This is a genomic window from Micromonospora sp. NPDC004704 (genome assembly GCF_053601675.1).
The window spans coordinates 53,543-79,489 of record NZ_JBSGCD010000012.1 but is presented as its reverse complement, the minus strand read 5'-3'; the positions used below and the strand labels follow the sequence as shown (position 1 = coordinate 79,489).

General features: G+C 70.4%; 28 protein-coding genes and 2 pseudogenes. 11 read left to right on the top strand and 19 right to left on the bottom strand.

Going from position 1 to position 25,947, the window contains the following annotated elements; all coding sequences use genetic code 11:
- Positions 1-33 precede the first annotated feature (33 nt).
- Complete coding sequence (locus ACWEFB_RS18585) at positions 34-1,086, top strand: methyltransferase (RefSeq protein ID WP_452286951.1); 1,053 nt, start codon at positions 34-36, stop codon at positions 1,084-1,086.
- On the opposite strand, the gene ACWEFB_RS18580 is transcribed toward ACWEFB_RS18585, so the two are convergent.
- Positions 1,087-1,680 (bottom strand): GNAT family N-acetyltransferase, encoded by a 594-nt coding sequence (locus tag ACWEFB_RS18580; RefSeq protein ID WP_452286950.1) that lies wholly within the window; start codon positions 1,678-1,680, stop codon positions 1,087-1,089.
- Positions 1,681-1,750: 70 nt separating this feature from the next.
- A complete protein-coding gene (locus ACWEFB_RS18575; protein WP_452286948.1) occupies positions 1,751-2,239 on the bottom strand; it encodes a GNAT family N-acetyltransferase in 489 nt (162 codons plus the stop codon).
- A gap of 58 nt (positions 2,240-2,297) precedes the next feature.
- Here ACWEFB_RS18575 and ACWEFB_RS18570 point away from each other — a divergent pair, with 58 nt between their 5' ends.
- Complete coding sequence (locus tag ACWEFB_RS18570) at positions 2,298-2,819, top strand: GNAT family N-acetyltransferase (RefSeq protein WP_452286946.1); 522 nt, start codon at positions 2,298-2,300, stop codon at positions 2,817-2,819.
- 30 nt (positions 2,820-2,849) lie between these two features.
- Positions 2,850-3,557 (top strand): class I SAM-dependent methyltransferase, encoded by a 708-nt coding sequence (locus ACWEFB_RS18565; RefSeq protein ID WP_452286944.1) that lies wholly within the window; start codon positions 2,850-2,852, stop codon positions 3,555-3,557.
- Between the two features lie 148 nt (positions 3,558-3,705).
- Here ACWEFB_RS18565 and ACWEFB_RS18560 read toward each other — a convergent pair whose 3' ends face one another.
- Positions 3,706-4,974, bottom strand: a complete 1,269-nt coding sequence (locus ACWEFB_RS18560) for an MFS transporter (protein ID WP_452286942.1) — start codon at positions 4,972-4,974, stop codon at positions 3,706-3,708.
- Positions 4,975-5,043: 69 nt separating this feature from the next.
- Between ACWEFB_RS18560 and ACWEFB_RS18555 the strand changes: the two genes are divergently transcribed.
- Both ACWEFB_RS18555 and ACWEFB_RS18550 read left to right on the top strand, forming a co-directional pair.
- Positions 5,044-5,571 (top strand): MarR family winged helix-turn-helix transcriptional regulator, encoded by a 528-nt coding sequence (locus tag ACWEFB_RS18555; protein ID WP_452286940.1) that lies wholly within the window; start codon positions 5,044-5,046, stop codon positions 5,569-5,571.
- Complete coding sequence (locus ACWEFB_RS18550) at positions 5,561-6,160, top strand: YdeI/OmpD-associated family protein (RefSeq protein ID WP_452286938.1); 600 nt, start codon at positions 5,561-5,563, stop codon at positions 6,158-6,160. The genes ACWEFB_RS18555 and ACWEFB_RS18550 overlap by 11 nt, the downstream gene beginning before the upstream one ends.
- 47 nt (positions 6,161-6,207) lie before the next feature.
- Here ACWEFB_RS18550 and uvrC read toward each other — a convergent pair whose 3' ends face one another.
- The 5 genes and pseudogenes from uvrC to rsgA all read right to left on the bottom strand — a co-directional run bounded on the left by uvrC (position 6,208) and on the right by rsgA (position 14,073).
- Positions 6,208-8,205, bottom strand: a complete 1,998-nt coding sequence (uvrC, locus tag ACWEFB_RS18545; protein WP_452286936.1) for an excinuclease ABC subunit UvrC — start codon at positions 8,203-8,205, stop codon at positions 6,208-6,210.
- Between the two features lie 63 nt (positions 8,206-8,268).
- The gene (locus ACWEFB_RS18540; RefSeq protein WP_452286934.1) at positions 8,269-9,012 is read right to left on the bottom strand and encodes an MBL fold metallo-hydrolase; all 744 of its coding nucleotides are present in this window, start codon (positions 9,010-9,012) and stop codon (positions 8,269-8,271) included.
- Positions 9,013-9,075: 63 nt separating this feature from the next.
- Positions 9,076-9,561 (bottom strand): Rieske (2Fe-2S) protein, encoded by a 486-nt coding sequence (locus ACWEFB_RS18535; protein ID WP_452286932.1) that lies wholly within the window; start codon positions 9,559-9,561, stop codon positions 9,076-9,078.
- Between the two features lie 201 nt (positions 9,562-9,762).
- Positions 9,763-12,747: pseudogene (uvrA, locus tag ACWEFB_RS18530) on the bottom strand (excinuclease ABC subunit UvrA); the annotation flags it as partial.
- A 270-nt stretch (positions 12,748-13,017) separates the two neighbouring features.
- The gene (gene rsgA / locus ACWEFB_RS18525) at positions 13,018-14,073 is read right to left on the bottom strand and encodes a ribosome small subunit-dependent GTPase A (protein ID WP_452286930.1); all 1,056 of its coding nucleotides are present in this window, start codon (positions 14,071-14,073) and stop codon (positions 13,018-13,020) included.
- Between the two features lie 195 nt (positions 14,074-14,268).
- Between rsgA and ACWEFB_RS18520 the strand changes: the two genes are divergently transcribed.
- Together ACWEFB_RS18520 and ACWEFB_RS18515 are read left to right on the top strand one after the other, a co-directional pair.
- Entirely contained in the window at positions 14,269-14,985 is a 717-nt protein-coding gene (locus ACWEFB_RS18520) for a maleylpyruvate isomerase family mycothiol-dependent enzyme (RefSeq protein ID WP_452286928.1), read from the top strand.
- 9 nt (positions 14,986-14,994) lie between these two features.
- Entirely contained in the window at positions 14,995-15,645 is a 651-nt protein-coding gene (locus ACWEFB_RS18515; RefSeq protein ID WP_452286926.1) for an MBL fold metallo-hydrolase, read from the top strand.
- An 84-nt stretch (positions 15,646-15,729) separates the two neighbouring features.
- On the opposite strand, the gene ACWEFB_RS18510 is transcribed toward ACWEFB_RS18515, so the two are convergent.
- The 4 genes from ACWEFB_RS18510 to ACWEFB_RS18495 form a co-directional block, all read right to left on the bottom strand.
- Entirely contained in the window at positions 15,730-16,185 is a 456-nt protein-coding gene (locus tag ACWEFB_RS18510; RefSeq protein WP_452286924.1) for a hypothetical protein, read from the bottom strand.
- A gap of 13 nt (positions 16,186-16,198) precedes the next feature.
- Positions 16,199-16,390 carry a type II toxin-antitoxin system HicA family toxin gene (locus tag ACWEFB_RS18505; RefSeq protein WP_452286922.1) on the bottom strand — a complete coding sequence of 64 codons (192 nt, stop codon included), beginning with the start codon at positions 16,388-16,390 and terminating at the stop codon, positions 16,199-16,201.
- A gap of 167 nt (positions 16,391-16,557) precedes the next feature.
- Entirely contained in the window at positions 16,558-16,872 is a 315-nt protein-coding gene (locus tag ACWEFB_RS18500; protein WP_326556920.1) for a type II toxin-antitoxin system PemK/MazF family toxin, read from the bottom strand.
- Complete coding sequence (locus ACWEFB_RS18495; RefSeq protein ID WP_452286920.1) at positions 16,869-17,120, bottom strand: hypothetical protein; 252 nt, start codon at positions 17,118-17,120, stop codon at positions 16,869-16,871. The genes ACWEFB_RS18500 and ACWEFB_RS18495 overlap by 4 nt, the downstream gene beginning before the upstream one ends.
- Before the next feature lie 172 nt (positions 17,121-17,292).
- On the opposite strand from ACWEFB_RS18495, the gene ACWEFB_RS18490 reads away from it, so the two are divergent.
- Positions 17,293-17,892 (top strand): YgjV family protein, encoded by a 600-nt coding sequence (locus ACWEFB_RS18490; RefSeq protein ID WP_452286918.1) that lies wholly within the window; start codon positions 17,293-17,295, stop codon positions 17,890-17,892.
- Positions 17,893-17,911: 19 nt separating this feature from the next.
- Here the strand turns inward: ACWEFB_RS18490 and ACWEFB_RS18485 are convergent, their stop codons facing one another.
- Positions 17,912-18,589 (bottom strand): class I SAM-dependent methyltransferase, encoded by a 678-nt coding sequence (locus tag ACWEFB_RS18485; RefSeq protein ID WP_326563233.1) that lies wholly within the window; start codon positions 18,587-18,589, stop codon positions 17,912-17,914.
- A 164-nt stretch (positions 18,590-18,753) separates the two neighbouring features.
- Here ACWEFB_RS18485 and ACWEFB_RS18480 point away from each other — a divergent pair, with 164 nt between their 5' ends.
- Complete coding sequence (locus tag ACWEFB_RS18480; RefSeq protein WP_326556917.1) at positions 18,754-18,957, top strand: cold-shock protein; 204 nt, start codon at positions 18,754-18,756, stop codon at positions 18,955-18,957.
- Here the strand turns inward: ACWEFB_RS18480 and ACWEFB_RS18475 are convergent.
- Entirely contained in the window at positions 18,908-19,549 is a 642-nt protein-coding gene (locus tag ACWEFB_RS18475; RefSeq protein ID WP_326556916.1) for a DedA family protein, read from the bottom strand. The genes ACWEFB_RS18480 and ACWEFB_RS18475 overlap by 50 nt on opposite strands.
- Positions 19,550-19,737: 188 nt before the next feature.
- Here ACWEFB_RS18475 and ACWEFB_RS18470 point away from each other — a divergent pair, with 188 nt between their 5' ends.
- A complete protein-coding gene (locus ACWEFB_RS18470) occupies positions 19,738-20,847 on the top strand; it encodes an NAD(P)/FAD-dependent oxidoreductase (protein WP_452286916.1) in 1,110 nt (369 codons plus the stop codon).
- 102 nt (positions 20,848-20,949) lie between these two features.
- On the opposite strand, the pseudogene ACWEFB_RS18465 reads toward ACWEFB_RS18470, so the two are convergent.
- Together ACWEFB_RS18465 and ACWEFB_RS18460 are read right to left on the bottom strand one after the other, a co-directional pair.
- Positions 20,950-22,185 (bottom strand): annotated as a pseudogene (locus ACWEFB_RS18465) (MFS transporter); the annotation flags it as partial.
- Complete coding sequence (locus tag ACWEFB_RS18460) at positions 22,182-22,757, bottom strand: ArsR/SmtB family transcription factor (protein WP_452286914.1); 576 nt, start codon at positions 22,755-22,757, stop codon at positions 22,182-22,184. The pseudogene ACWEFB_RS18465 and the gene ACWEFB_RS18460, both read right to left, overlap by 4 nt.
- A 147-nt stretch (positions 22,758-22,904) precedes the next feature.
- Between ACWEFB_RS18460 and ACWEFB_RS18455 the strand changes: the two genes are divergently transcribed.
- Positions 22,905-23,930 carry an NAD-dependent epimerase/dehydratase family protein gene (locus tag ACWEFB_RS18455; RefSeq protein ID WP_452286912.1) on the top strand — a complete coding sequence of 342 codons (1,026 nt, stop codon included), beginning with the start codon at positions 22,905-22,907 and terminating at the stop codon, positions 23,928-23,930.
- Positions 23,931-23,966: 36 nt separating this feature from the next.
- On the opposite strand, the gene ACWEFB_RS18450 is transcribed toward ACWEFB_RS18455, so the two are convergent.
- From ACWEFB_RS18450 to ACWEFB_RS18440, 3 genes are all read right to left on the bottom strand, one after another.
- Positions 23,967-24,179, bottom strand: a complete 213-nt coding sequence (locus ACWEFB_RS18450) for a hypothetical protein (protein ID WP_326556912.1) — start codon at positions 24,177-24,179, stop codon at positions 23,967-23,969.
- Positions 24,180-24,207: 28 nt separating this feature from the next.
- The gene (locus ACWEFB_RS18445; RefSeq protein ID WP_452286910.1) at positions 24,208-24,801 is read right to left on the bottom strand and encodes an N-acetylmuramoyl-L-alanine amidase; all 594 of its coding nucleotides are present in this window, start codon (positions 24,799-24,801) and stop codon (positions 24,208-24,210) included.
- Between the two features lie 221 nt (positions 24,802-25,022).
- Positions 25,023-25,889 (bottom strand): lytic transglycosylase domain-containing protein, encoded by an 867-nt coding sequence (locus ACWEFB_RS18440; RefSeq protein ID WP_452286908.1) that lies wholly within the window; start codon positions 25,887-25,889, stop codon positions 25,023-25,025.
- Between the last annotated feature and the right edge of the window lie 58 nt (positions 25,890-25,947).

Sequence of the window (25,947 nt, the reverse complement as noted above, 5' to 3'; positions counted from 1 at the left end):
CGTCGTAGCCCACCGAGTACAAGGAGAAACAGCATGCCGGTGCCGTTGCCGCCCGAGGTCGCCCGCGCGTTCATGGAGACCGACGAGGCCCCCTCGGCCCACCTCGACATGCTGAACGCGATCTCGTTCCGTACCGCCGGAGCCGGTCTGCGGCTCGGGGTGTTCGAGGAACTGGCCAACGGGCCGCTACCGGTCGCGTCACTGGCCGAGCGGATCGGCGCGGACCCGCTGGGGCTGCGCCTGCTGCTCGACGCCCTGGTCGGGTTCGGCTACCTCGTCCAGCCCGGAGACGCGTACGCGAACAGCGAGAACACCAGCCGCTGGCTGCTGCGGTCCACCCCGGACAGTTTCGCCCCGGTCCTGTCGTTCTGGACGACCGTGGTGACCGAACTCTGGGGCGACCTGGAGACCTCGGTCCGCCAGGGCGGGCCGACCGGTGACTTCTACGCCTGGCTGGAGCAGCGCCCGGAGACGCTGGCCGACTTCCAGACCATGCTCCGCCGGCTCGCCGGATGGCTGTCCGAAGAGGTCATCACCCTGGTCCCCGCTCCCCCGTCCGGTGGTCGACTGCTGGACCTCGGTGGCGGGCACGCCGGCTACACGGCCGCGTTCTGCCAGGCGTACCCGGAACTGCGCGCCACGGTGGTGGACCTGCCCGGCGCCCTGTCCCAGGGCCGGGCGGTGGTCGAGTCCGCCGGGCTCACCGACCGGGTCGAGCTGCGACCCGGTGACCTGCTCACCACCGACCTCGGCGCCGGCTACGACCTGGTCCTGCTCTTCAACATCGTCCACGGGTACGACGACAGCCAGGTCGCCGCACTGCTCGACCGGGTCGCCGCCGCGCTCAACCCCGGTGGCCGGGTGGTCCTGCTGGAGCCGCTCGCCGAGGTCCCGGAGCGTCCGCCGGGCGTCGCCGACGCGTTCGTACGCGCGTTCAGCCTCAACCTGTTCCACACCCAGGGGGGCAGGGCGTACGCCTTCGACGAACTGGCGAAGCTGCTCACCGCGGCCGGTTTCGGCGAACCGGAGGAGCGGATGCTGACCCGCTCCGACGCCGACCACCTCGTCATCGCCACCCGTACCTGATCAGTTTTGGATGGTCCGGTGCGCGGGCCACTCGTCGGCGAGCATCGCGAAGTCGAGTTCGGTGCTCCACTCGCCCTTGAAAAACTCGTTGTGTACGAGTCGCGCCTCCTGGCGCATCCCCAACCGTCGGGCGACCCGGGCCGATGGTTCGTTGCGTTCGTCGACCCGGGCGACGATGCGGTGCAGGCCGAGGTCGTCGAAGCCCAGGCGGAGCAGTGCGTGGGCCGCCTCGGTGGCGTAACCGTGGCCGGCGTGGTCGGGGTGCAGGACGTACCCGATCTCGCCGCCACCGTGCTCTCGGCTGTGCCAAAAGAGCACCGCGTCCCCGATGAGTTGATTGGTGCCGGCCAGTTCGATGCCGAGGGTGAGTGCCTGGCCCTCGTGGGTGAGCCCGTGGTTCGCCCACACCGAGACGAGCCGTTCGTTGATCACCTCGCGGGTCATCGGCTCGAACGGCACGTAACGGCAGACGTCGGGCAGGCTCCGGTACGCGAGCAGCGCGTCAACGTCGCTCGTGGTGAGCGGACGCAGCAACAATCGTGGGGTGCGGACGGGATAGGCGGGGTGCAGGGCGGACTGCGAGGGGGTCGGCACCCAGCCATCCTGCCAGTCCACGGTTGAGCCGGCCTGCGTCCGCGTCAGGCGGCCGACGTCCGGTCAGCGATCAGCGGCCGGTCAGCGGCCGAGGCAGGGTGAGGCGGACGATCACCTCACCGCTGGCGTCGTACTCGCCGGTCGGCACGAATCCGAGTCGCCGGTAGAACCCGGCCGGGCCGCCGTCCTCCGGGACGTAGCTGGTCAGCAGTTCTGTGGCACCCTCCGCCTGTACCAGGTCCGCCACTTGCCGGACCACCTCACGCCCGTAGCCGAGGCCCTGGTGTCGCTCGTCGATGAGCAGCTTCCACAGGAACCACGGCCCGATGATTTCCGGCGGCTGCGGCTCCGCATCCCAGCTCAGCATTACGAAGCCGACCGGTTCGGCACCCGCGTACACCGCCCGGTACCAGGGCTTCGCGTACGGGTACTCCGCCGCCTCCGCCAACGATTCCCGTACGGTCCCGACGAACCGTCCCTGCCCCGGTCCGACCCGCAACGCGAGTACGGCATCACGGTTCTGCGCGGTCAACTCGTCCAGCGTCACATTCAGTGCCACGCGGCGCAGCCTACCGGTGGGGCCGCCGAGCACCGGGCCGGTCTGAGATCATCATCGGATGATCACCACCCGGCTCCTCCAGCTCGACGATGTTCCGGTCCTGGCCGAACTGGCACGGGTCAACCGTGACTTCCTCGCCCCGTGGGAGCCGGTCCGGGACGAGGACTACTTCACGGTCGAGGGCCACCGGGTTGTTGTCGAGACCGCGCTCGAACAACATCAGCGAGGCACCGGGCACCCGCACGTGATCCTCGACTCGGGACGGGTGGTCGGCCGGATCAACCTCCAGACGATCGTGCGTGGCCCGTTCCAGTCCTGCAGCCTCGGCTACTGGGTGAATGCCGAGGACAACGGCCGGGGCGTCGCGAGCGCCGCCGTACGCGCCATCATCGCGGTGGCGTTCGAGGAGTTGTGGCTGCACCGGATCGAGGCATCTGTCCTGCTGCACAACGCCGCCTCACAGCGGGTGCTGGAGCGCAGTGGATTCGTCCGCTTCGGCGTCGCCCCGAACTACCTCAAGATCGCTGGGCAGTGGCAGGACCACGCGATCTACCAGTTGCTGACTTCCTCCCCCGCCTGATCCTCGACAGGTTCTGGCAGCATTTCGCTGATGCCGACCGAACGGACCAGCTACGGCGCCGGGCCTGGGCCGATCACTCCTGATGGCTGCGCCGTCGACGTCTACGCTCAACTGCCGCCGAACGGTGAACCCGAAATCATTCACCGCGCGGTACCGCCCGGTGCGCGGATCCTGGAACTCGGCTGCGGAACCGGACGGCTGAGCAACCCGCTCGCCGAACTCGGCCACCGGGTGGTTGGTGTTGACGAGTCGGCGACCATGCTCGCTCGCCTCCGTGGTGTCGAGCCCGTGGCGGCCCGGATCGAAGATCTGCGACTGAACGAGCACTTCGACATCGTCCTGCTGGCCAGCCACTTGATCAATACTGCGAGCGACGAGCAACGTCGACTGTTCCTGCGAACCTGTCGGCGCCACCTCGGACCGGGTGGCCAACTGGTGGCGCAGTGGCACCCGCCGGAATGGTTCGACAGCCTTCGGGTCGGGACCAGCCGCGAGGGCGTTCTCGGCCCCGTCGTCGGCCGCCTGGACGTCCTGGACATGGCCGACGGGCTGCTCACCGCCGAGACCTCGTACCAGATCCGCGAAGACGTGTGGATCCAGCGGTTCACCGCACGCCGCCTCACCGACCGCGAACTCACCGATGAACTCCGCAGCGCCGGCCTCGATCAGGACCAGTGGCTCGACGACGGCCGCCGCTGGTTCACCGCAAGGCGCCTCTCGCCGGTGGTCGATGCTTGATCGCCGGCTGCTGAGCCCTGTGCTGACCGGCGCGTTACCGGGCTGAGCAGCCGTGCATCAACCGGGTACGTGGGCGGGCGGTGACTTCGTCAGGTCGTACATACCCAAGCGAGTACGTACATCGAATTTGATGTAAGACGATGACGCGTTATACGCCTCCGGCGGTCGCTGACCGAGGTCGCTGGTCAGCCGGGGCCGCTTCGGTTGGCGCGCTGGCCGGTTGGGCGGGTGGGGTGCCGATGCGGCGTACGCCGGGGACGGCGGCGGTGCCGAGGCAGGCGAGCGCGACGATGACAGCGGCGGTGACCAGGGGCATCTTCGCCGACCAGAGGCTCGCGCCGAGCGGGGCGAGGGCGTAACCGATCGGTGTGGCGGCCAGCGAGAGCAGCCAGTCGTACGACGTGACGCGGGCCAGGGCGTGCGGGGGAATCTCGGTCTGGACAACCGTCTCCCAGACCGGGTTGAGGAAGCCGAGCGCGGTCAGCGCGAGGCCGTACGAGACGATCACGGCTGGGGCTGGCGCGGCCACCCCGAGCAGCACCAGCGGGACCGCGTACGTCGCCAGCCCGAGGTTCGCCACCAGGATCGGTCGGCGCAGCCGGGCCCGTCCGGCCAGTAGTGAGCCGAGCAGGAGCCCGACCGCCCCGGCCTGGAGCATCAGCACCCAGACGCCCTCGCCGCCGAGCTGGTCGACCGCCACCGCGGGGCCGAGGGTGACCAGGACCGCGGCACCGCCGTTCCAGGCCGCGTGGGCGAGCAGGCTGGTCCAGTACCAGTCGCGGGTGCGTACCTCGGTCCAGCCCTCCATTAGGTCGGCGCGGAGTGACCGGCGTTCGATCGGGGTGCGGCGTACCCGGATGATCGCCAGCAGGGCGGCGCTGGCGGCGAACGACGCGCCGTCGAGGATGAACGCCCAGCCCGGTCCGGCGGTCCAGATCAGCAGCCCGGCGAGCGCCGGCCCGCCGAGTCGGGTGGCGCTGGAGGCGACCCCCATCAAGGCGTTGGCCTGCTGCCGGGCGGAACCGTCGACGGTGCCGGCGACCAGGGGTGAGGCGGTCGGCACGGCGAACGCGGACGCGACGCCGGTGACCGCCGAGGCGGCGGCGATGTGGGTCAGCTTCGGGTCGGCGCCGAGCAGTTCGACGCCGACGACGACCTGGGCGGCGCCACGGATCAGGTCGGTGACGAGGGCGACCCGGCGGGCGTCGAACCGGTCGGCGATCACGCCGCCGAGCGGTAGGAGCAGCAGCTTGGGGACCAGGGCGCAGCCGAGGACGAGGGCGAGCGCCGAGGTCGAGCCGGTGACCCGGAGTACGGCGAGCGCGAGCGCCGCGGGCACGACGGCGTCGCCGAGCGCGGAGAGCGTACGGCCGACGAAGAGCAGCCGGAAGGCACGGAGCCGGAGGGGATGGTCCATGGACCAGAACGTAGTTCGATGTCGAACCTTTCGTCAACGAATAATTCGATGGTGACGTAGAATACTGCCGTGGAGCAGCGCGACGGGACCGACGACCATGTGGACCGCTGGACGCCGGTCCTGCCCGACCTCGACCCCGATGTCGAGGGCGTGGTCACCCGCGCGATCCGGCTGGCCCGGCACCTGCGCCGGGTCAAGGAGCGCTACCTGCTCGACTTCGACTTCCAGCGGCACGAGTTCGACACCCTGCACGTGCTCGCCGGCCGCCGGGGCCGGGCCACTCCCACCGAACTCGCCGCCGACCTCGACATGGCACCGCCCTCGGTGACCGCCCGCCTCGACGCGCTGGAGCGACGAGGTTTCGTCCGCCGCATCCCGTCCACAACCGACCGCCGCCGGGTCGACATCGAACTCACCGAAGCCGGCAACGCCGCCTGGCTCGAGGCGATGGAGGTGCTCGGCCACGAGGACCACCGGCTGCTCGACGCCCTCGACCCGGCCGAGCGCCGGACCCTGGCGGACCTGCTGCGCCGAGTCATGATCGTCGCCGAACAACCTCACCCGACCCCTGACCGAGGAGCCGACCATGGGCGCTGACCAGCCCGAACTGACCGTCGCCGACCAGGACGCGTGGCGGGAATGGCTCGACGCGCACCACGGCGACTCGGACGGGGTCTGGCTGCTGCTGGCCAAGCAGGGCAGCACCGACCCCACCAGCCTCACCTACGCCCAGGCGCTGGAGGAGGCGCTCTGCCACGGCTGGATCGACAGCCAGGCACGCAGCCGCGACGAGACCACGTACCGGCAGCGCTTCACTCCGCGCCGGTCGACCAGCCCCTGGTCGGCCCGGAACGTCACCCTCGTCGCCGACCTGATCGCGACGGGCCGGATGCGTCCGGGCGGACACGCCGAGATCGAGCGGGCCAAGGCCGACGGTCGTTGGGACGCCGCGTACGCCGGACCGGCCACCGCCGAGGTCCCGGCCGACCTGGCCGCCGCGCTGGACGCCGAGCCCCGGGCGCGGGCGATGTTCGACATCCTCACCAAGCAGAACCGGTTCTCCGTGATCTACCGGGTCGACAGCGCCAAACGGGCCGAGACGCGGGCTCGCCGGATCGCCCAGTTCGTCGAGATGCTCGCCCGTGGCGAAACGGTCTACCCGCAGAAACGCCGCCTCGAAGACTGAGCCGGCGTTCCGTGACCGCGCCGATTCGGGCACGGGCACGGCCGGGGTCAGGCCACCGGGTCGGACGGAACGGACGGTTCGGCCGGAACGGACGGTTCGGCCGGAACGGACGGTTCGGCCGGCGTACGGTCCGGGTTCAGCGCGGCGATGATCGCCTCGGCGGTACGGCGGCCGATGCCGGGCACCTCCACGATCTCGTCCACCTCGGCGGCGGCGAGCCGCTTGACCGAACCGAAGTGCCGCAGCAGCGCCTTGCGGCGTACCTCACCGAGGCCGGGGACGTTGTCCAGGCCGGAGACGGTCATCCGCTTCGACCGCCGTTCCCGGTGGAAGGTGATGGCGAACCGGTGCGCCTCGTCCCGTACGCGTTGCAGCAGGTAGAGCCCCTCCGACGTACGCGGCAGGATGACCGGGAACTCGTCGTCGGGCAGCCACACCTCCTCCAGCCGCTTGGCCAGGCCGCAGAGCGCGATGTCGTCGATGCCCAACTCGGCCAGTGCCGCCGAGGCCGCCGCCACCTGGGGCTGACCGCCGTCGACCACCACCAACTGCGGCGGGTACGCGAACTTGCGCGGGCGCCCGGTGGTCGGGTCGATACCCGGCCGGTCCGGGTCGGTGGTGGTCTCCTCGCCCAGCTCACCGGTTTCCGCCCGGGTCTCCAGGTAGCGGGCGAACCGTCGACGCAGCACCTCGGACATGGCGGAGAGGTCGTCGGTGGCCCCGCGCACGATGAACCGGCGGTATTCGCTCTTGCGCGGCAACCCGTCCTCGAAGACGACCATGCTGGCGACCACGTCGGTGCCCTGGATCTGGGAGATGTCGTAACACTCGATCCGCAGCGGTGACGTACGCAGCCCGAGCGACTCGGTGATCTCGTCGAGGGCCTTGCTCCGGGTGGTCAGGTCACCGGAGCGGCGCAGCTTGTGCCGGGTCAACGCCTCACCGGCGTTACGCCCGACCGTCTCCAGCAGCGACCGCTTGTCGCCGCGCTGCGGCACCCGCAGGCTGACCCGGCTCCCCCGCTTGTCGGAGAGCCAGTCGGCGAGCGCGTCGGCGTCCGGCGGGAGGGCCGGCACCAGCAGCTCGCGGGGCACGTCGGACTCCCCCTGCTCACCGCCGTAGACCTGGGTGCAGAAGTGGTGCACCAGGTCGCCGGTGGTCAGGTCCTCGACCTTCTCCACCACCCAGCCGCGCTGGCCGCGTACCCGGCCGTCGCGGACGTGGAAGACCTGGACCGCCGCCTCCAGGGGGTCCTCGGAGAACGCGACCACGTCGGCGTCGGTGCCGTCGCCGAGCACCACGGTCTGCTTCTCCATCGCCCGGCGCAGGGCGGCGACGTCGTCGCGCAGCCGCGCGGCCAGCTCGAACTCGAGCTGCTCGCTGGCGTCGAGCATCTCCCGTTCGAGCCGGCGGACCATGCTGTCGGTCTTGCCGGCCATGAAGTCGCAGAAGTTGTCCACGATCTGCCGGTGCTCGTCGGCGGAGACCCGGCCGACGCAGGGCGCGGAGCATTTGCCGATGTCACCGAGCAGGCACGGCCGCCCGATCTGCCCCGCCCGCTTGAACACCCCGGAGGAACAGGTACGCGACGGGAAGACGCGCAACAGCAGGTCGAGCGTCTCGCGGATCGCCCAGGCGTGCGAGTACGGGCCGAAGTAGCGCACCCCCTTGCGCTTGGCCCCCCGCATCACCTGCAACCTCGGGTACTCCTCGTCCAGCGTCACCGCCAGGTACGGGTACGACTTGTCGTCCCGGTAGCGGACGTTGAACCGGGGGTCGTACTGCTTGATCCAGGAGTATTCGAGCTGGAGCGCCTCGACCTCGGTGCCGACGGTGACCCAGTCCACCGAGGCGGCGGTGGTGACCATCTGCTGGGTCCGCTGGTGCAGGTTCCAGGTGTCGCCGAAGTAGGAGTTGAGCCGGCTGCGCAGGCTCTTGGCCTTGCCGACGTAGATCACCCGGCCGGTCGGGTCACGGAAGCGGTAAACCCCCGGAGCCTCCGGGGTCGTGCCCGGGGCGGGACGGTAGGTCGAGGGGTCAGCCACGTCAGCAAGCCTAGTCCGCACCCCTGTCATTCCCGGCCGAGCCCGTACGGGCCGGGACGGGGGTCACCCGAGATCCACGACCAGGCCGGGCACGGCGGCGGCAACCTCCCCGGCGTACGCGTCACCGGCCGCGACCTGGGCGGCGGGCCGGTCGGTGCCAGGCCAGAAGTGGGTCAGCAGGAGCATCCCGACGCCCGCCTCGGCCGCCTGCCGTCCGGCCTGGCGGGCGCTGGTCAGGTCGCGTACGGAGTCCTGCGGCACCTCGTCGACGTGACTCGCCTCGGCCACCAGCAGGTCGGCGTCGCGGGCCAACTCCACCACCTCCGGACTCGGCCCGGTGTCACCCGTGTACGCGAGCACCCGCCCGCCGGCCGTCAGGCGTACCCCGGCGTTCGGCACCCAGTGCGGCAGCAGCCGCGTCCGCGCCTCGTACGGGCCGATCCGCAGCCGGTCACCGGCGGTGAACTCGTGCAGCACGTACGCGTCGTCGAGCATGCCGGGCCGGTCCAGGGCGAGCACCGGGTCCAGGGCGCCGGGCAGGGCGTACACGGGAAGGGGTGGGGGTTTGTCGGCCCGGAGATGGCGGGCGCGCAGCAGCGGGTTGAGGTCGGCGCAGTGGTCCGGATGGCCGTGGGTGACAAAAACCGCGTCGACCCGCTCGGGGCCGATCCGCTCCAGCAGGCGCGGCAGGGTCGCGTACCCGATGTCGAGCAGCAGGCGGAACCCGTCGTGTTCGACCAGGTAACCGCTGCATGCCTGCCCCGGCTCCGGCCACGCGCCGCACGCCCCGAGTACGGTCAGCCGCATCCCCGGATCCTAAGCCGGACCCGGGCCTGGCGCGGGGTCCTCCGCGCCAGGCCGGCCCGTGGATCAGGCGAGGGTGATGTTCTCGCCCTCGACCTTGACGTCCTTGGCCGCGAGCGGCCGGGTGGCCGGTCCGTTCTTCACCGAACCGTCCGTGATCGAGAACTTGCTGCCGTGGCAGGAGCAGTTGATCGTGCCCCCGTCGACGTTGGTCACCGGGCAGTTCTGGTGGGTGCAGATCGCGCTGAACGCCTTGAACTCGCCCTTGGTCGGCTGGGTCACCACGACGTCCTTGGCCGCGAAGATCAACCCGCCGCCGACCGGCACCTCGGCGGTCTTGGTCAGGACGTCCGCCCCACCGCCGTTGTCCCCACCGGCGTTGGGGTCGCCCGCCGGGTCGCTCCCGGCGGGCGCGCCCGCGTCGTTGGAACCGTCGGTGGAGTTGTCGGTGCCGCAGGCGGCGAGTACCACGGTCGCGCCGACGGCGCCCGCACCCAACAGCAGGGCGCGGCGGGTCTGCACCTGACCGGTCACGATCTGGTCGTCACTCATGCCTAGCCTTTCCTCTCGACTGTGGCGGCCGCGCCCGGACTGGTACTGCGGCCACGACAGTAGACACGCAAGATCGCCGGCAATGGTTCAGTTGGGCACGAATCAGACCGCGGACGCGGCCCGCCGCCCCCGAGCCGCCGGTGTGGTGGACTTGGCCGCGGCGGTCTTGCCCGTGGGCGTACCGCTCTTGGCCCCGGTGCCCTTCGCCGACGTGGTGGCCTTGGTTGCCGTGGTGGCCTTGGCCGCGGCCGTCTTCGACTTCGCGGCGGCACCGTTGGCCTTCTCCGCCCGCGCGGTCGCCGCCTCGGAGCCCTTCGCCGCACCCTTGAGCCCGAGCACCGGCCGCAGGAACTGCCCGGTGTGGCTCGTCGGCACCTCGGCCAGCTCCTCGGGGGAGCCGGCGGCGAGCACCAGGCCGCCGCGGTGGCCACCCTCCGGGCCCATGTCGATGAGCCAGTCGGCGGTCTTGATCACGTCCAGGTTGTGTTCGATCACGATCACCGTGTTGCCCTTGTCGACCAGGCTCTCCAGCACACCGAGCAGCTTGCGGATGTCCTCGAAGTGTAGGCCCGTGGTCGGCTCGTCGAGCACGTAAACGGTCCGGCCGGTCGAGCGTTTCTGCAGCTCGGAGGCGAGCTTGACGCGCTGCGCCTCGCCACCGGACAGGGTCGGCGCCGACTGGCCCAGCCGTACGTAGCCGAGGCCGACGTCGACCAGCGTCTTGAGGTGCCGGTGGATCGCCGGGATGGCCGAGAAGAAGTCGGCCGCCTCCTCGATCGGCATCTGCAGCACGTCGGCGACCGTACGTCCCTTGTAGTGCACGTCCAGGGTCTCCCGGTTGTACCGGGCGCCCTTGCAGACCTCGCACGGCACGTACACGTCGGGCAGGAAGTTCATCTCGATCTTGATCGTGCCGTCACCGCTGCACGCCTCGCAGCGTCCGCCCTTGACGTTGAACGAGAACCGGCCAGGGCCGTACCCGCGCACCTTCGCCTCGGTGGTCTCGGCGAACAGCTTGCGGACGTGGTCCCAGACCCCGGTGTACGTCGCCGGGTTCGACCGGGGCGTACGCCCGATCGGCGACTGGTCCACCCCGACGACCTTGTCCACGTGTTCCAGTCCGGCGACCCGGGTGTGCCGCCCCGGAACCATCCGCGCCCCGTTGATCTGGTTCGCCAGGACCGCGTACAGGATGTCGTTGACCAGGGTCGACTTGCCCGAGCCGCTGACCCCGGTGACGGCGGTGAACTGGCCCAGCGGGAACGGCACGGTCAGGTTGCGCAGGTTGTGCTCACGGGCACCGTGTACGACCAGTTCCCGGCCCGGCGTCTGCGGCCGGCGCTGCTTCGGGGTGGGGATCCTGCGTCGCCCGGACAGGTAGGCGCCGGTGACCGACTCCTGGTTGCCCAGCAGGTCCTTCACCGAACCGCTGTGCACGATCTGGCCGCCGTGCTCACCCGCACCCGGACCGATGTCGACGATCCAGTCGGCGACCCGGATGGTGTCCTCGTCGTGCTCGACCACGATCAGGGTGTTGCCCAGCTTCTTGAGCCGGACCAGGGTCTCGATCAGCCGGTGGTTGTCCCGCTGATGCAGGCCGATCGACGGCTCGTCCAGCACGTAGAGCACCCCGACCAGGCCGGAGCCGATCTGGGTGGCGAGCCGGATGCGCTGCGCCTCGCCGCCGGAGAGGGTGCCGGCCGGGCGGTCCAGGGAGATGTAGTCCAGCCCGACGTCGACCAGGAAGCGGAGCCGGGCGTTGATCTCCTTGAGGACCCGCTCGGCGATCATCTTCTGCCGGTCCGTCAACGTCAGTACGCCCAGCAGCTCGGCGCACTCACCCACCGACAGGGCGCAGACCTCGGCGATGCTCCGGCCGCCCAGGGTGACCGCGAGCACCTCCGGCTTGAGCCGGGCGCCACCGCAGGCGGCACAGGGCACGTCGCGCATGTAGCCCTCGTACTTGTCCCGCGACCAGTCCGACTCGGTGTCGGAGTGCCGGCGCTCGATCCACTGCACCACGCCCTCGAAGCCGGTGTAGTAGGAGCGCTCGCGGCCGTACTTGTTGCGGTAGCGCACGTGGACCTGGTCACCGGAGCCGTGCAGGATCGTCTTCTGCGCCCGCGAGGGGAGCTTGCGCCACGGGGTGTCGAGGTCGAAGTGCTCCGCCTCGCCCAGCGCCTCGAGCAGGTGCAGGAAGTATTCGAGGGTCTGTCCGGAGGACCAGGGCTGGATCGCGCCCTCGCGCAGGGTCCGCTCCGGGTCCGGCACGATCAGCTCCGGGTCGACCTCCTTCTTGGTGCCCAGGCCGGTGCACTCGGGGCAGGCGCCGTACGGGGCGTTGAAGGAGAAGACCCGCGGTTCCAGGTCCTCGATCGCGAGGGGGTGGTCGTTCGGGCAGGCCAGGTGCTCGGAGTAGCGCCGCTCCCGGTCCGGGTCGTCCTCGGCCAGGTCGACGAAGTCGAGCAGGACCAGCCCGCCGGAGAGGGTCAGCGCGGACTCCACCGAGTCGGTCAGCCGCTGCTTGGCGGAGGCCTTGACGGTGAGCCGGTCGACCACCACCTCGATGGTGTGCTTCTCCTGCTTCTTCAGCTTGGTCGCCGGTGCCTCGCCGATGAACTCGGTGAGCGGCTGGACCACGCCGTCGACCCGGGCCCGGGCGTAGCCCTTGCCCTGGAGCTCGGCGAACAGGTCCAGGTACTCGCCCTTACGGCCACGGATCACCGGCGCGAGCACCATGAACTTGGTGCCCTCCTTCATCGCCAGCACCCGGTCGACGATCTGCTGCGGGCTCTGCTTGGAGATCCGCTCGCCGCAGACCGGGCAGTGCGGCTCGCCGACCCGGGCGTAGAGCAGGCGCAGGTAGTCGTAGACCTCGGTGATCGTGCCCACGGTCGACCGGGGGTTGCGCGAGGTGGACTTCTGGTCGATCGACACCGCCGGGCTGAGCCCCTCGATGAAGTCGACGTCCGGTTTGTCCATCTGACCGAGGAACTGCCGAGCGTACGACGACAGCGACTCCACGTAGCGCCGCTGGCCCTCGGCGAAGATCGTATCGAAGGCCAGGCTCGACTTGCCCGAGCCGGAAAGCCCGGTGAAGACGATCATTGCGTCCCGCGGCAGGTCGAGACTGACGTCACGCAGGTTGTGCTCGCGCGCGCCGCGGATGATCATGCGGTCGGCCACTGTCCGTGTACTCCCGGGAGAAGAAAGCGAGAACTCGTCCGTTCGGACAAGCTACTGCGGCTTGAAAGACGTTCTGCGGTTAGGTCGAGCTTCTGCGGTTATGTCCAGCTTCCGGGCTTCGCCCCGTTTCGGTGATCTTGCCACCGAAGGTCACTGGTCTTGCAGACGCCAAGAATGCGCCTCGGCAACTTTAGCCCCGAGGTACGACACTTTCTCCCACCCGTACGTTCCCCCTGGTCAACGCCGTGGCACCGCCGAACGGTCCCCAGCCTACGGACGGATCCGCCGGTCCGACCGGGCCCGCCGCCGCCCGGCCCGCGCCTCGGCCGCCAACCGGGCGTCCCGGCGTCGGGTCTCGAACGCCACCTCACGTTGCAGCTTGCACCAACTCTCCCACCGGCGCGGGGTGAGCCCGCCGTCCTCCAGCGCGGCCCGGACCGCGCAACCGGGCTCGACCTGGTGCGCGCAGTCGTCGAACCGGCAGGCCGCGGCCAACTCCGCCACGTCGGCGAAGGCGTGGTCCAGGCCACCGGCCGCGTCGAGCAGCCCGACCGCCCGGATCCCCGGGGTGTCCAGCACCGCTCCCCCGCCGGGAATCGGGATCAACGCCCGGTGCGTGGTGGTGTGCCGGCCCTTGCCGTCCACCCCCCGGATCCCCTGGGTGACCATCACGGTCGTCCCCGCCAGCGCGTTGACCAGCGTCGACTTGCCCGCACCGGACGGGCCGAGCAGCGCCAGGGTGCGGCCGTACGCCACCTGCGGGCGCAGGTCGGACAGGCCGGCGCCGGTCTGCGCGCTCACCGCCAGCACCCGTACCCCGGGCGCCACCTCGGCCACCTGGGCGGCCACCGCCGCCGGATCGGGAACCAGATCACACTTCGTCAGCACCACCATCGGCTCCGCCCCGGACCCCCAGGCCAGGGCGAGCAGACGCTCGATCCGCGCCATGTCCGGCGTCGGATGCATCGGCTCGACCACCGCCGCGGCGTCGAGATTCGCGGCCAGGACCTGGCCGGTCGCGGCCTTGCCGGCGGTCCGGCGCACGATCGCCGTACGCCGGGGCAGCACCGCCTCGGCGGTGGCCCGGTCGTCCGGCCAGACCCGGACCAGCACCCAGTCCCCGGCACACGGCAGGCGGGCCGGATCGGCGGCGGCACCGGCCAGGACCGCCCCGGCCAGACTCGCCCGGTACGTCCCGTCCGCGCACAGTACGGTGCACACCCCGCGGTCCACCCGAACCACCCGGCCCGGCCGCAGGTCATCGTGCCTGGAGTACGCGCTGTGAAGCGCGGCGTCCCAGCCCAGGGACGCGAGATCAAACCTCATGTCAACCCTCGTCAGAATTGGTGAACCGGGATGCGGGAGACGCGCACGGCGACCGGCATGATCCCCACCTCCCTCCAACTCCCGGGTGACGCGTTCAACTCGAACGGTAAGGGCTGCCGACGATCCACCGAAAGCCATTTCCGGGTCCGGCCCGCCGACGACCACCGGCGGGGTGCGGACGACTAGGGTCGAAACGTGACCGTTGACCCATTGGTTCTGATCGCCGAGGTGGACCGCGCCACGGAGCGGCTGCTCCGTACCGCCGGCACCCTCGACCGGTCCACCCTCGACGAACCGTCCCGACTGCCCGGCTGGAGCCGCGGACATGTGCTGACCCACCTCGCGCGCAGCGCCGACGCGCTGGTCAATCTGCTCACCGGGGCCCGGACCGGCCAGCACGTCCCGGCGTACGCGAGCGTCGCCGCCCGCGACGCGGACATCGCCGCCGGTGCCGACCGCCCCCTCGACGCCCACCTGGACGACCTGCGGGGCGGCGCGAAACGGTTCGCCGAGGCGTGCGCCGCGATGCCGCCGGAGGCCTGGGCGGCGGTGGTCAGGTCGCACCGCGGCGACCGGGTGGCGGCGGTGCTGGTCTGGACCCGCCTGCGTGAACTCGAGGTGCACCACGTCGACCTCGGCGCCGGTTACGACCCGGTCGACTGGCCCGAGGGGTTCGCCCAGCGGCTGCTGAACGAGGCCGCCGGTGACCTGGCCACCCGCGAGGACGTACCCGCCCTGGCGCTGCGCCCGACCGACGCCGGCCGCGCCCTGACCATCGGCCCGGCCGGAGCCGGACCGACCGTCGCCGGACCGGTGCACCTGCTCGCCGGCTGGCTGATCGGTCGGTCGACCGGCGCCGGACTCACCGTCACCCCGAACGGCCCCTTGCCCACCCCACCGGACTGGATCTAGAGGTACGAGATGAGTTACCGCGGAGATGTCTCGCCCGGCGGGGCGCCCGACGTACGGGACCTGGACGACCTGACCATCACCAAGGTGTCGGTCGGGCCGATGGAGAACAACGCCTACCTGGTCCGCTGCCGCACCACCGGCGACCAGGTGTTGATCGACGCGGCCAACGAGGCGCCCCGGCTGCTGGAACTGGCCGGCGAGACCGGGCTGAGCCACGTGATCACCACCCATCGGCACATGGACCACTGGGTGGCACTGGAAGAGGTGGTGGCGGCCACCGGCGCGATCAGTCTCGCGCACACCGCCGACGCCGACGGGCTGCCGATCGACTCCGAGACGCTGGTCGACGGGGACACCGTACGGGTCGGCGGCTGCGCGCTGGAGGTGATCCACCTGGTCGGGCACACCCCCGGCTCGATCGCCCTGCTCTACAGCGACCCGGCCGGGATTCCGCACCTGTTCACCGGCGACAGCCTGTTCCCCGGTGGCCCCGGAAAGACCACCGACCCGGCCCACTTCGACAGCATCATGAACGACCTGGAGACCAAGATCTTCGGGCGGCTGCCGGACGAGACCTGGTTCTACCCCGGCCACGGCCGGGACTCCACCCTCGGTGTCGAACGCCCCTCCCTCGAAGAGTGGCGGGCCCGCGGCTGGTAGGCGTCGCGCTTCAGGCTCCGGTTTCCAACCACGAACGCCCCGACCTTCGAGAAGGGTACGGGGCGTTCGTGGTTGGAAGCCGCCTCAGGCGGCGACCCGCTGTTTGGATCCGGAAACCCGCTTAGCACTGCGCTGGGGCACCTTGCGCACCTTCGGTTTCGGCTTTGCCGCCTGCTTCTGCGTAGTGAGCTGCGAAACCCGCTGCGGGGAGATCCCCAACAGGCTTCCTGCGTCCCGCACGGTGTAGCCCTTCTCCAGCAGCGCCTTAGCTGCCTTCAGCGTGGCCTGCTCCGCTGATTGTTCTGCCTCCGCCAGCTTGGCTCGTGCACGACGTGCCGTGGTGACCTCGCTCGGAACATCGGGGTGGATCTCGATATCGAAGCTCTTCGGTGACACGTCGAGGAGTACGGCGATGGCATCCCTTGCCATCGCCTCCACCTGGTCGAGTCTGCGCGCCTGGGTAAAGACGCCTGGCAGTTCCGGGACGGTGATCGACCACCAGTTTCCGGAGCGTGTGCATGTGGCGGTATACGTAGTCATAGCTGGTAGTCCCTTACCTGAGACCGAGGTTGCGCAGAATGCCCCGCGCGGTCAGTTCGTTGATCTCCTTGTGGCGGGGCACGGTGAATTGCTTGTTGTCATACCGAAAGACCGTATGGCTGGCACCCTCTCGCACGAGGGTGAAGTCGCAACCTGCCTCAGCAGCAGCCTTGCTGATGACCGTGATGAGGTCGGCGCGCTTCATGACCCACGCGTCTAGTGTAGTAGACGAATTCAGTCTAGGAGGCTAGACGCCATGGCCCAAATCAACGTTTTGCCTGGTCAGGGCCTTATATTTCCGGGTCCCCCGGGAATACGCTGTCGCCGCCGAACAGCTGTAGATGCTGGCGGTCGGGACAGGATTCGAGAGGGTCAGAGTTCGAAGAGGTCCTTCAGCGCCTCGACGATCCGGGACATGCTCGCCCCGGTGGCCATGCCGACCCGCTCGACACCGGCGGCGGCCGGGACCCGGCGCATCCGGTTGACCACCACCACCCCGGTCATCGGGTCGGTCTCGGCCAGCGGTACGACAAACGGCGGCAGTTCCGCGCTACCACGCTGGCGGACGATCGGCGCGCAGTACGGCGACGCGCTCGGCCGGTCGTTGTGCGCGTCGCCGGAGAGCACGATGACGCGGTAACGCACCTTGCTGGGATCGCCGACAGTCCAGATCTCACCGCGGTTCACGCCGCCTCGGCCAGGTCATTCCAACCCGCTTCGAGATTGTCGGCGAGCCGGTCGAACCCGTCGAGCTCGTCGCGTACGTCCGGGTTGGCGGCCAGCCACTCGTCCTGCCGGCGGGCGGCGTCGCGCATCGCCTCCCGACGGGCGGCCCGGTCGATCCAGGCGGACAGGGACATGCCGGCCTGGCCGGCGGCGGCACGCGCCCGGGCGAGTGTGTCCGGGTTCAGACTCAACGTGACCTTGTCTGCCATACGGGCCACCATACTCGTGGTGGTACGGCCGGTGGTACGTCTCACACCATGCCGGTACCCCCGCGTGTCACCCCTGCGCCCGCCATGGCGACGACAACCACGCCCGGTCCGCGCGCTTCACCACCTGCGTCCGATTTTGGGCAGGTCAGCGGGCAGGGGCTAACCTCGGCGGGTGAACTGGCTGGACATCATCGGTTGGATCGGCTCCGCGGTACTGGTCTGGTCCCTGCTGCAGACCCGCGTACTGCGGCTGCGCGCGCTGAACCTGGTCGGCTCCCTGATCCTGATCGGTTACAACACCGCCCTGCAGGTCTGGCCGGGGGTCGGGCTGAACGTGGTGATCGCGATCATCAACGTCTGGTACCTGCGCCGGATGCTCGCCACCCGGCACGACGAGCGGACCTACGAGGTCGTCGAGGTCGGCACCGACGACGGGTTCCTGGCCCACACGCTGCGCGTACACGGGGCGGACATCGCCCGGTTCAACCCGGGGTTCGAGTGGCACGGCGCCGACCCGGACCGGACGGCCTTCCTCGTCGTACGCGCCGACGAGGTGGTCGGGGTGGTACTGGTCGACGGCAGCGGCGGGGAGGTGGCCCGGGTGGAACTGGACTACGTGACCCAGCGGTTCCGGGACTTCACCCCCGGCGAGTTCGTCTACCGGCGCAGCAGTCTCTTCACCGACCGGGGCTTCCGCCGGGTGGTCACCCCACCGGGCATGGTCGCCCCGTACTACGACCGGCTCGGTTTCCGGCGCGAGGGCGACTCGTAGGTCCTCGACCTTCCGGTGGTCAGCTCAGGAGCTGGAGCACGTCCATCCGACTGATCTCCGCGTCCTCGACCGAGTCGCTGGCCGAACCGTGGTAACTGGCCACCACCCGGAACCGGTCGGCCGGTAGGAACACCCGCCCGGGGTCGCCGACCAGCACCCGCGCACCGCGTGCCGCCGCCCGCTCCAGGAACGGCAGCATCCTGTCCGCCAGTGCCCGGCGGTAGAAGACGTCACCGGCCAGGATCAGGTCCGCGTCCAGCCCGTCGCCGTCGAGCAGGTCACCGTCGGCCTGGCGTACGTCGATCCGGTTCGCCCGCGCGTTCATCCCGATCACCGCCAGGGCGTACGGATCGATGTCGTTGGCGGTCACCGTGGCCGCCCCGGCCAGCGCGGCGGCGATCGCGGCCAACCCGGAGCCCGCGGCCAGGTCGAGTACGCGCAGACCGGCGACCGCCTCGGGATGGTCGAGCACGTACCGGGCGAGTGCCTGCCCTCCCGGCCACGCCGACGCCCAGTACGGTGGCGCCAGCACCGCCCCGGCCTCGGCCTCCATCCTGGCCCACCAGACGATGGCGTCCTCGGCCAGATGCAGGCGTACCTCGGGCACGAACGGCACCTCGACGAGCCGGAGCCGGTCCAGGCCCCCGGTGTCGGTCGCGGAGATCTTGGTTTCGAGGTCGGCTAGCGGGCCCGCCATCCGTCTCGTCACGGGTCCAGCATGCCGTAGAACGGCTCTTCCGGCCCCGGTTATCGCCCCGACTGTCGCCGAGCCGCGACTTCGCCGCGCATCATCCGGGTCGGAACGCTAGTGTCGGTGTCGTGTGGGACGACCACCGTCGCACACCTGTTAAGGAGATTTGAATGGCAACCGGCACCGTGAAGTGGTTCAACTCAGAAAAGGGCTTCGGCTTCATCGAGCAGGACGGCGGAGGACCGGACGTCTTCGTCCACTACTCCGCCATCGACAGCCAGGGTTACCGCGAGCTCAACGAGGGCCAGAAGGTCGAGTTCGAGGTCACTCAGGGGCAGAAGGGCCCGCAGGCGGCGAATGTCCGGCCGATCTGAGCCAGCTGCGCCGGGCACCCAGCAGCACGACCCAGCCGACGGTCAGGCCGATGCCGACCGTGGCCACCATCGTGAACGACTCTCCGGGCAACAGTCCACCCAGTGAGTTCGCCGCTGTGCCCAGCAGCACGTACAGCCCGGCCCAGAGCGCGGCACCGAGTGCCGCACAGGAGACGAAGCGGCGGTAGGACATTCGTAGGCCGCCGGCGGCCAGTGGTAGCAACGCGTTGAACACGGGCAGGAACGGGGCCACCATCACCATCCGGCCGCCACCGCGGTTCAGGATGCCCTCGGCGGCGGCCCACCGGGCCTCGCCGATCCAGGCTCCGATCCGACCCTGCCGGATCCGGTCGCCGAAAAGCCGACCGGCGAGGAAGCTCAACGACCAGCCGACCACGCAACCGGCTATCACGCTGAGGTAGGCACCGGCGGGTCCGCCCGGTCGGCCGGTGCCCACCACGGCGAGCACCGCGATGTCGCCGGGTACCAGCACGCCCACCAACGGGATCGCGTCGAGCAGCATGACCACGCCGAGCCCCGCCAGGTACAGGGCGCTCGGGAGCTCCCCCAGTTGCGCCAGCCAGTCAGCCACGCCCACACCCCCGCTGCCCCATGGCTACACCGTAGGCGGGCCGACCAACTTTTCCCTCCGGGACAGTCCCCTCGATCGTGTCCGAAACCCCTGATCCCACTCAGGGTCGTCCCCGATTTCCTGTTTGGACCCGAAACTGTCTCGCCATTGATTGCCGTCTCCGCCTTGACCGACTACGGTCAGCGGCCGTGGACGCTGACTTCCTCATCATCGGCGGTGGGATAGCCGGCGCCAGCGCGGGCTACCACCTGGCCGCGTACGGGCGGGTGGTCCTGCTGGAGATGGAGAAGGTCGCCGGCTACCACGCCACCGGCCGTTCGGCCGCACTGTTCTCGGAGTACTACGGCGGACCGGTGGTGCGGGCGTTGACGTCGGCCAGCCGCTCCTTTCTGGATGACCCGCCGCCGGGTTTCAGCGCCGCGCCTCTGCTCACCCCGAGGGGGGTGCTGGCGCTCTCCCCGGCCGGTGAGGACGCGAGCTTCGACGCGGCGCTGGCCGACGAACTCGCCGCCCCGACCCCCGCCCGCGAGATCGACCTGGACGAGGTCCAGCGCTACTGCCCGATCGTCCGTCCGGGCCGCTACCACCGGGCGATGGTCCGCCCGGCGGCGCAGGACATCGACGTGGACGCGTTGCACCAGGGGTTCCTGCGGGGCATCCGGGCGGGCGGTGGTCGGGTGGTCCGGTCCGCCCGGGTCCGGTCGTTGACCCGAGTCGTCGGCGGTTGGCGGGCGGAGACCGACGCCGGGCACTTCACCGGTGGGCTGGTGGTCAACGCCGCGGGTGCCTGGGCCGACGAGGTGGCGGAACTCGCCGGGGTACGGCCGGTCGGCCTGACCCCGCTGCGGCGTACCGCGTTCCTGGTGGACCTGCCGGACGGGGTCAGCGCGGAGCGGTGGCCGATGGTGTCGGACGTGGCGGAGACGTTCTACTTCAAGCCCGAGTCGGGGCGGCTGCTGATTTCACCCGCCGACGCCACCCCGACCCCGCCCGGTGACGTACGCCCCGACGACCTCGACATCGCGATCGGCGCGGCCCGGGTCGAGGAGGCCACCACCCTCACCATCCGCCGGGTGCACCACGCCTGGGCCGGGCTGCGGACGTCCGCCGCCGACGACGTGCCGGTGGTCGGCCGGTCCGCGGACGCGGAGGGTTTTCTCTGGCTGGCCGGCCTGAGCGGGTACGGCATGCAGGTCGCGCCGAGCCTCGGCCGTCTGCTGGCGACGCTGGTCACCGGGGCCACGCCGCCCGAGCCGGGGATCGACCCCGCCCACGTCACCCCCGACCGCTTCCACTGAGGCGACCGCTTCAACTGGCCCGACCGCTTTCACTGGCCCGGCCGCGTCCACCGCTTGGTCGCGGTCGTCGCCCGGCGGGAGGGTCGGCAGGTCGCGGCGTTGCCGCAGCGGGCCGACGAGCAGGATCAGGCTGCTCAGCGGCAGGAGCGCCGTCATGATCCACATTGTCGGCCGGATCCCCGCCGTGGTGCCGAGCGCACCGGCGAGCAGCGCACCGAACGGGATCGAGCCGAAGTTGAGCAACTGCATGCTGACCGTGACCCGACCGAGCAGGTGGTGCGGGGTGTACGTCTGCCGGAAACTTCCCTTGATCACGTTGCCGGCGACGATCCCGGCGCCGACGACGACGCCCCCGGCGACCAGGAAACCGAGCCGGGGACCGGGCGCGGTGAGCGGGATGAGCAGGGCGAACGGTGCCGCGCCCAGCTCGGACAGGAGCAGTCCACGGGCGGTGCCGAAGCGCCGAGCGAGCCAGCCGGCGGCGGTCGCACCGAGTACCCCACCGAGGCTGGTCAGGGCGATCAGGGCGCCGACCAGGCCCGGACTCACCCCCACCTCGCGGACCAGGAAGACCACCAGGATCGCCTGGTAGCCGACCAGGGCGATGTTGCTGGCCGCGCCGAAGACCGTCATCACCCGCAGGTAGGGGTCGAGGGCCACGAACCGGATTCCGGCGCGGATCTGCCGGCGCAGGTTCTCCCGGTGCGGGTCCGGCGCAGGCCGGGCTTCGGGCGTACGGATGGACCAGAGGCACAGCACCGAGACCAGGAAGCTGGCCGCGTCGGCGAGCAGCGCGGACGCCGCGCCGACCAGTTGGGCGAGCAGCCCGGCGAGACCGGGGCCGACCACGTGCGCCGCCGACTCGGTGCCCTGCAGCTTCGCGTTGCCCTCGGCCACCTCCTCCGGCCGCAACAGCGTGGGCAGGTAGACCTGGTAGGACGTCTGGAAGAAGACGCTGGCCGTCCCGGTGCCGAGGGCGACCGCGAGCAGTTGCCCGATGCCCAGTACGCCGAACCAGGCGGCGACCGGCACGCTGAGGAACAGCACCAGGCAGGCGAGGTCGGCCAGGATCATCACCGGTCGGCGCGGCAGCCGGTCCACCCACGCGCCGGCCGGTAGCCCGATCACCAGCCAGGGCACCCAGGCGGCCGCGGCCAGCAGGGCCACCTGGAAGGTGGTCGCATCGACGGTGGCGACCGCCACCAGCGGCAGCGCCACGCCGGTGACGCTGCTGCCGAGCTTGCTGGTGGTCTGTCCGATCCAGAGCAACCGGAAGTCCCGGTGCCGCAGCAGACTCCGGCGGGGTGCGACCGTCTGCCCGGCCGAGTCGCCGGTCACGGCTGCGCCGGTACGCCGTGGGCGAAGACGAAGACCGGCTCCCGGTGCTCGCCGTCGTCCGGGACCTCCCGGTTGGCCCACCGGTCCAGCACCCCGATCAGCTCGCCGCTGAGCTGGGTCAGCTCGGCCGGGGTGAGGTGCAGCCACTTGTCGGCGGAGAACGGTCCCTCGGTCCACCCGCCCGCCCCGGTCTCGGTCGCCGCCCACCAGGCCCGGACCAGGCTGGCGTGCCGGTCGAGGTTGAGCGAGAGCGAGGCGTTGAAGACCGCCATCGCGGCCGGGTCGTCGGCGAAGTCGGCCTGCGACCACCGCACCCCGGCGGAGACCGGGCGCCACCATCGTTCCCGCCGGTCGCGGGCCAGTTCGGGTGCCTCCTCGACCAGTTCGCTGGCGGCCAGCACCTTGAGGTGGTGGCTGACGTTCGCCACCGCCTGGCCGGTCCGCGCGGCGAGCGCACTCACCGTGGACGGCCCGTCGACCTTCAACGCGTCCATCAGCCGGCGCCGCAACGGGTGTGCCAGCGCCGCCAGCACCCGCGAGTCGGTCACCTGCCGGATCTCTGCTCTGTCCATGAGAGGAGTCTGGCATCAGCAACAGGCATTGCGCAAGAGCTGTTGCACAATGCCTGTTGCCGATCCCTGGACGGGTTGAGCTCTCGGCTTATTCGCCCTCGGCAGAAGGGGCGCAGGTCGGGCCGCCCGCCCGCCTACCGTGGGCGTATGGAGAGGACTGCGTTGGTCATCGGAGCAACCGGCCAGGTCGGCCGGGCGACCGTACGCGCACTGGTGCGTGACGGGTGGCAGGTCCGGGCCGGTTCCCGGGGCGGACGGGGCGGGCCACTGTGGCCGCTCGACTGGCACGTGCACCCGGTCGCCCTCAACCGGGAGAACGACGACGAGCTGGTCGAGGCGGTCGGCGACGGCTGCGACCTGGTGGTGGACACCGTCGCGTACGGCGCCCGGCACGCCCGACAACTGATCGAACTCTCCGACCGGATCGGCTCGGCCGTGGTGCTCTCCAGCGCCGCGGTCTACCTCGACGACCAGGGGCTGGGCTTCGGCGCCGACGGGGTGACCTTCCCCGTGCCGATCGCCGAGACCCAGCCGACCACCATAGCCGGCACCGGGGACTACGCGGCCGACAAGGCCGCCCTGGAGCGCGAGTTGCTCGATGCCGGCGCGACCCTGCCCACCACCGTGTTGCGCGCCGGGGCCATCCACGGCCCGCACACCGTGCACCCCCGCGAGTGGCACTTCGTGAAGCGGGCACTGGACCGCAGGCCCGCCAGGGTGCTCGCCTACGGGGGCGAGAGCCGGTTTCACCCGGTGTCCACCGCCAACCTGGCCGAGCTGATCCGACTGGCCGCGTCCGAGCCGGGAGCCAGGGTGCTCAACGCCGCCGACCCGGAGGCGCCGACCGTACGGGAGATCGGCGCCGCCATCCACTCCGTGCTCGACCACTCCGCCGACGAGGTGCTGATCGACGGACCCTCGCCGGCACCCCCGGTGGGCGAGACACCGTGGTCGACGGCGAACCCCGTGGTGCTCGACATGAGCGTGGCCCAACGACAGCTCGGCTACCGCCCGGTCACCGACTACCTCCGGTCCCTGCCGGAGACGGTGAGCTGGCTGGTGGACGCCACCCGCGACCGGGACTGGCGTGACGTCTTCACCGACCTGCTGGAGTACCGGACCGACTACTTCGACTACGCCGCCGAGGACGCCTGGCTGGCCCGGCACCGCTGACCGGCGGACGGACGCCGGCTCCGGGCCAGGTGCGGCTCAGTTCTGCAGGTAGCCCTGCGAGACGCGGGCCTCGGCGAGCAGCCGGGCGAACGCGTCCGGATTCGGCTCCACCAGCAGCGGCACGGTCGCGCCACCGCCGAGGGAACGGAGGTAGTTGAATTCGACCGGGCCGATGTGCCGGACCTTGCCGCTGTCGTGCACGAGGAAGATGGGGCTCGGGTTCTGCGTCGTGCTCTGGATGAGATACATGGGACGGACCTTTCTGGTCGTCGATCTCCTAGTTGTCGATGATCCATCTGCGCCGGGGCCGATCCGGGGCCACCGGCACCACCTCCGAGCCGCTCAGCTCCAACGCCCGGGAGACGATGGCCGGCTTCTGGTCGATGATGGCGGGACCGGGACACTGGGGGTGTCCCCAGTCGACCCCGTTCTCGGCCCCCATGCTGTGGTGGCCGAGACCCCGCCCCGACGGACTGGTGGCGATCTGCAGTGGGATGTCGTAGACCTGGTTGGCGCGCACGAGCAGGCGCGCGTTCGCCTCGATCTGTTGTGGGGTGAGTGCGCCCGGAACGAAGCCCTCGTTCTCGACGCTGAGCCACGTGGGGTTCCCGGACCGTTGTGCCCAGGATCGGATGTCGGTGTCCACCATCTGCGCGATCCGGCCGTCCTTCGCGACTACGAAGTGTGACGACACGTTGGCCGCCGGGTTCTTCTGCCAGGCGATGGTGCCCTCGAAGTAGCCCTCGGCGATGTGCAACACGATGCCGCGGTGCTCGGTCATCCGGTCGCTGGCCTCATTGCCGTTCTTGTCGCCGTCACCAGAGTTGACGGTGGGACCACGCCAGGTGGCGAGATCGGTCCAGAGTGCCATTGAATTTCTCCTATCGGCGCGTCTTACCCAAATGGATTGACAATGCCGATCGTCCAACCTGTCCGACTTGAGAGTATCGTCGTCTATACGCCTCTGACCAGGGCAAACGTGTGCCATCTTCTGTCGGGCGCACGTCAGATCGACTACCGGCGCAGTGCCGGCAGCCGATTTACGACGACAAATTGATCACAAGGGACGGTGGACCAGGAGGGCCGTCCGGGTCAGAATCCGAGGCACTCGCACTCGGTCATCAACGTACGCACGTTGTCCGTGTACCGGATGTTCGAGACCTTCAGGTCGTACGTGCCGTCCGACTGCTGCACCAACACCGTTCCCGGCCCCATGTTGTACGCGGAGATCACCGCGTTGAGCATGCACGGGTCAACGTGATCAACACAGTCCGTAGCCGAGACCCCGTACCCCAGCCCGCTCAGGTCACCCAGGTACTTGATCAACCAGGCCAGATAGTTCGCGCCGAGCTTCGCGTTGTCCCCGTAGTCGCCGATCCGGTACGACTGGCCGAACCGGTTGTTGACCTGATCCGCCGTACCCGGCATCACCTGCATCAGGCCGACCCCGCCGTCACAGGCCTCGATGTTGGACTGCCAACCGCTCTCCTGCCAGGCAACCGCCTTGACCAGATCGACCGGCACCCTGATCTCCGGCGCCGAAGTCGGCCAGTACGTCACGTTCGCGGCAGCGGTCAGCGCCGCTTTCGACTCGGCCCGGCTCGCCTGCTCGCCCACGTACTTCGGCCCGGTGCAGTCGGCCGGAGCGGGTCGGACGGCCGGCGGGGGCGGAACGTCCTTCTTCGCCACCGGCTTCGGCGGGGCCTTCGGTTTGGTCGGCTTGGGCTTGGCGGTGGTCCTGCTCGGGCTCGGGGACGCCGACTTGGTCGGCCCGGTACCCAGGCCCTCGGCGACCGGGGCGGACGGCGGCACGCTCGGCTCACCGGTCGACCCGTCGGTGGTCACCCCGACCGGCGCGGCCACCCGATCGACCGGGGCGTCACCGCCGCACCCGCCCAGCACCAGGGCGAGCGACAGCGCACCCGCGGCCAGTCCGATCCGGCGCGTCGATCCAGTCATCGGAGCCCTCCCCGTCGAGTCCGAACGCACCGTAACAAGTGAACGACAACCGACCCCG

What these genes read in the sequence shown, in the direction of transcription:
- ACWEFB_RS18585 (WP_452286951.1), top strand. Translation starts at nt 34, where the DNA reads ATGCCGGTGCCGTTGCCGCCCGAGGTCGCCCGCGCGTTCATGGAGACC.
- ACWEFB_RS18570 (WP_452286946.1), top strand. Translation starts at nt 2,298, where the DNA reads ATGATCACCACCCGGCTCCTCCAGCTCGACGATGTTCCGGTCCTGGCC.
- ACWEFB_RS18565 (WP_452286944.1), top strand. Translation starts at nt 2,850, where the DNA reads ATGCCGACCGAACGGACCAGCTACGGCGCCGGGCCTGGGCCGATCACT.
- ACWEFB_RS18560 (WP_452286942.1), bottom strand. Translation starts at nt 4,974, where the DNA reads ATGGACCATCCCCTCCGGCTCCGTGCCTTCCGGCTGCTCTTCGTCGGC.
- ACWEFB_RS18550 (WP_452286938.1), top strand. Translation starts at nt 5,561, where the DNA reads ATGGGCGCTGACCAGCCCGAACTGACCGTCGCCGACCAGGACGCGTGG.
- ACWEFB_RS18540 (WP_452286934.1), bottom strand. Translation starts at nt 9,012, where the DNA reads ATGCGGCTGACCGTACTCGGGGCGTGCGGCGCGTGGCCGGAGCCGGGG.
- ACWEFB_RS18535 (WP_452286932.1), bottom strand. Translation starts at nt 9,561, where the DNA reads ATGAGTGACGACCAGATCGTGACCGGTCAGGTGCAGACCCGCCGCGCC.
- rsgA (WP_452286930.1), bottom strand. Translation starts at nt 14,073, where the DNA reads ATGAGGTTTGATCTCGCGTCCCTGGGCTGGGACGCCGCGCTTCACAGC.
- ACWEFB_RS18515 (WP_452286926.1), top strand. Translation starts at nt 14,995, where the DNA reads ATGAGTTACCGCGGAGATGTCTCGCCCGGCGGGGCGCCCGACGTACGG.
- ACWEFB_RS18510 (WP_452286924.1), bottom strand. Translation starts at nt 16,185, where the DNA reads ATGACTACGTATACCGCCACATGCACACGCTCCGGAAACTGGTGGTCG.
- ACWEFB_RS18505 (WP_452286922.1), bottom strand. Translation starts at nt 16,390, where the DNA reads ATGAAGCGCGCCGACCTCATCACGGTCATCAGCAAGGCTGCTGCTGAG.
- ACWEFB_RS18495 (WP_452286920.1), bottom strand. Translation starts at nt 17,120, where the DNA reads ATGGCAGACAAGGTCACGTTGAGTCTGAACCCGGACACACTCGCCCGG.
- ACWEFB_RS18485 (WP_326563233.1), bottom strand. Translation starts at nt 18,589, where the DNA reads ATGGCGGGCCCGCTAGCCGACCTCGAAACCAAGATCTCCGCGACCGAC.
- ACWEFB_RS18480 (WP_326556917.1), top strand. Translation starts at nt 18,754, where the DNA reads ATGGCAACCGGCACCGTGAAGTGGTTCAACTCAGAAAAGGGCTTCGGC.
- ACWEFB_RS18460 (WP_452286914.1), bottom strand. Translation starts at nt 22,757, where the DNA reads ATGGACAGAGCAGAGATCCGGCAGGTGACCGACTCGCGGGTGCTGGCG.
- ACWEFB_RS18455 (WP_452286912.1), top strand. Translation starts at nt 22,905, where the DNA reads ATGGAGAGGACTGCGTTGGTCATCGGAGCAACCGGCCAGGTCGGCCGG.
- ACWEFB_RS18450 (WP_326556912.1), bottom strand. Translation starts at nt 24,179, where the DNA reads ATGTATCTCATCCAGAGCACGACGCAGAACCCGAGCCCCATCTTCCTC.
- ACWEFB_RS18445 (WP_452286910.1), bottom strand. Translation starts at nt 24,801, where the DNA reads ATGGCACTCTGGACCGATCTCGCCACCTGGCGTGGTCCCACCGTCAAC.
- ACWEFB_RS18440 (WP_452286908.1), bottom strand. Translation starts at nt 25,889, where the DNA reads ATGACTGGATCGACGCGCCGGATCGGACTGGCCGCGGGTGCGCTGTCG.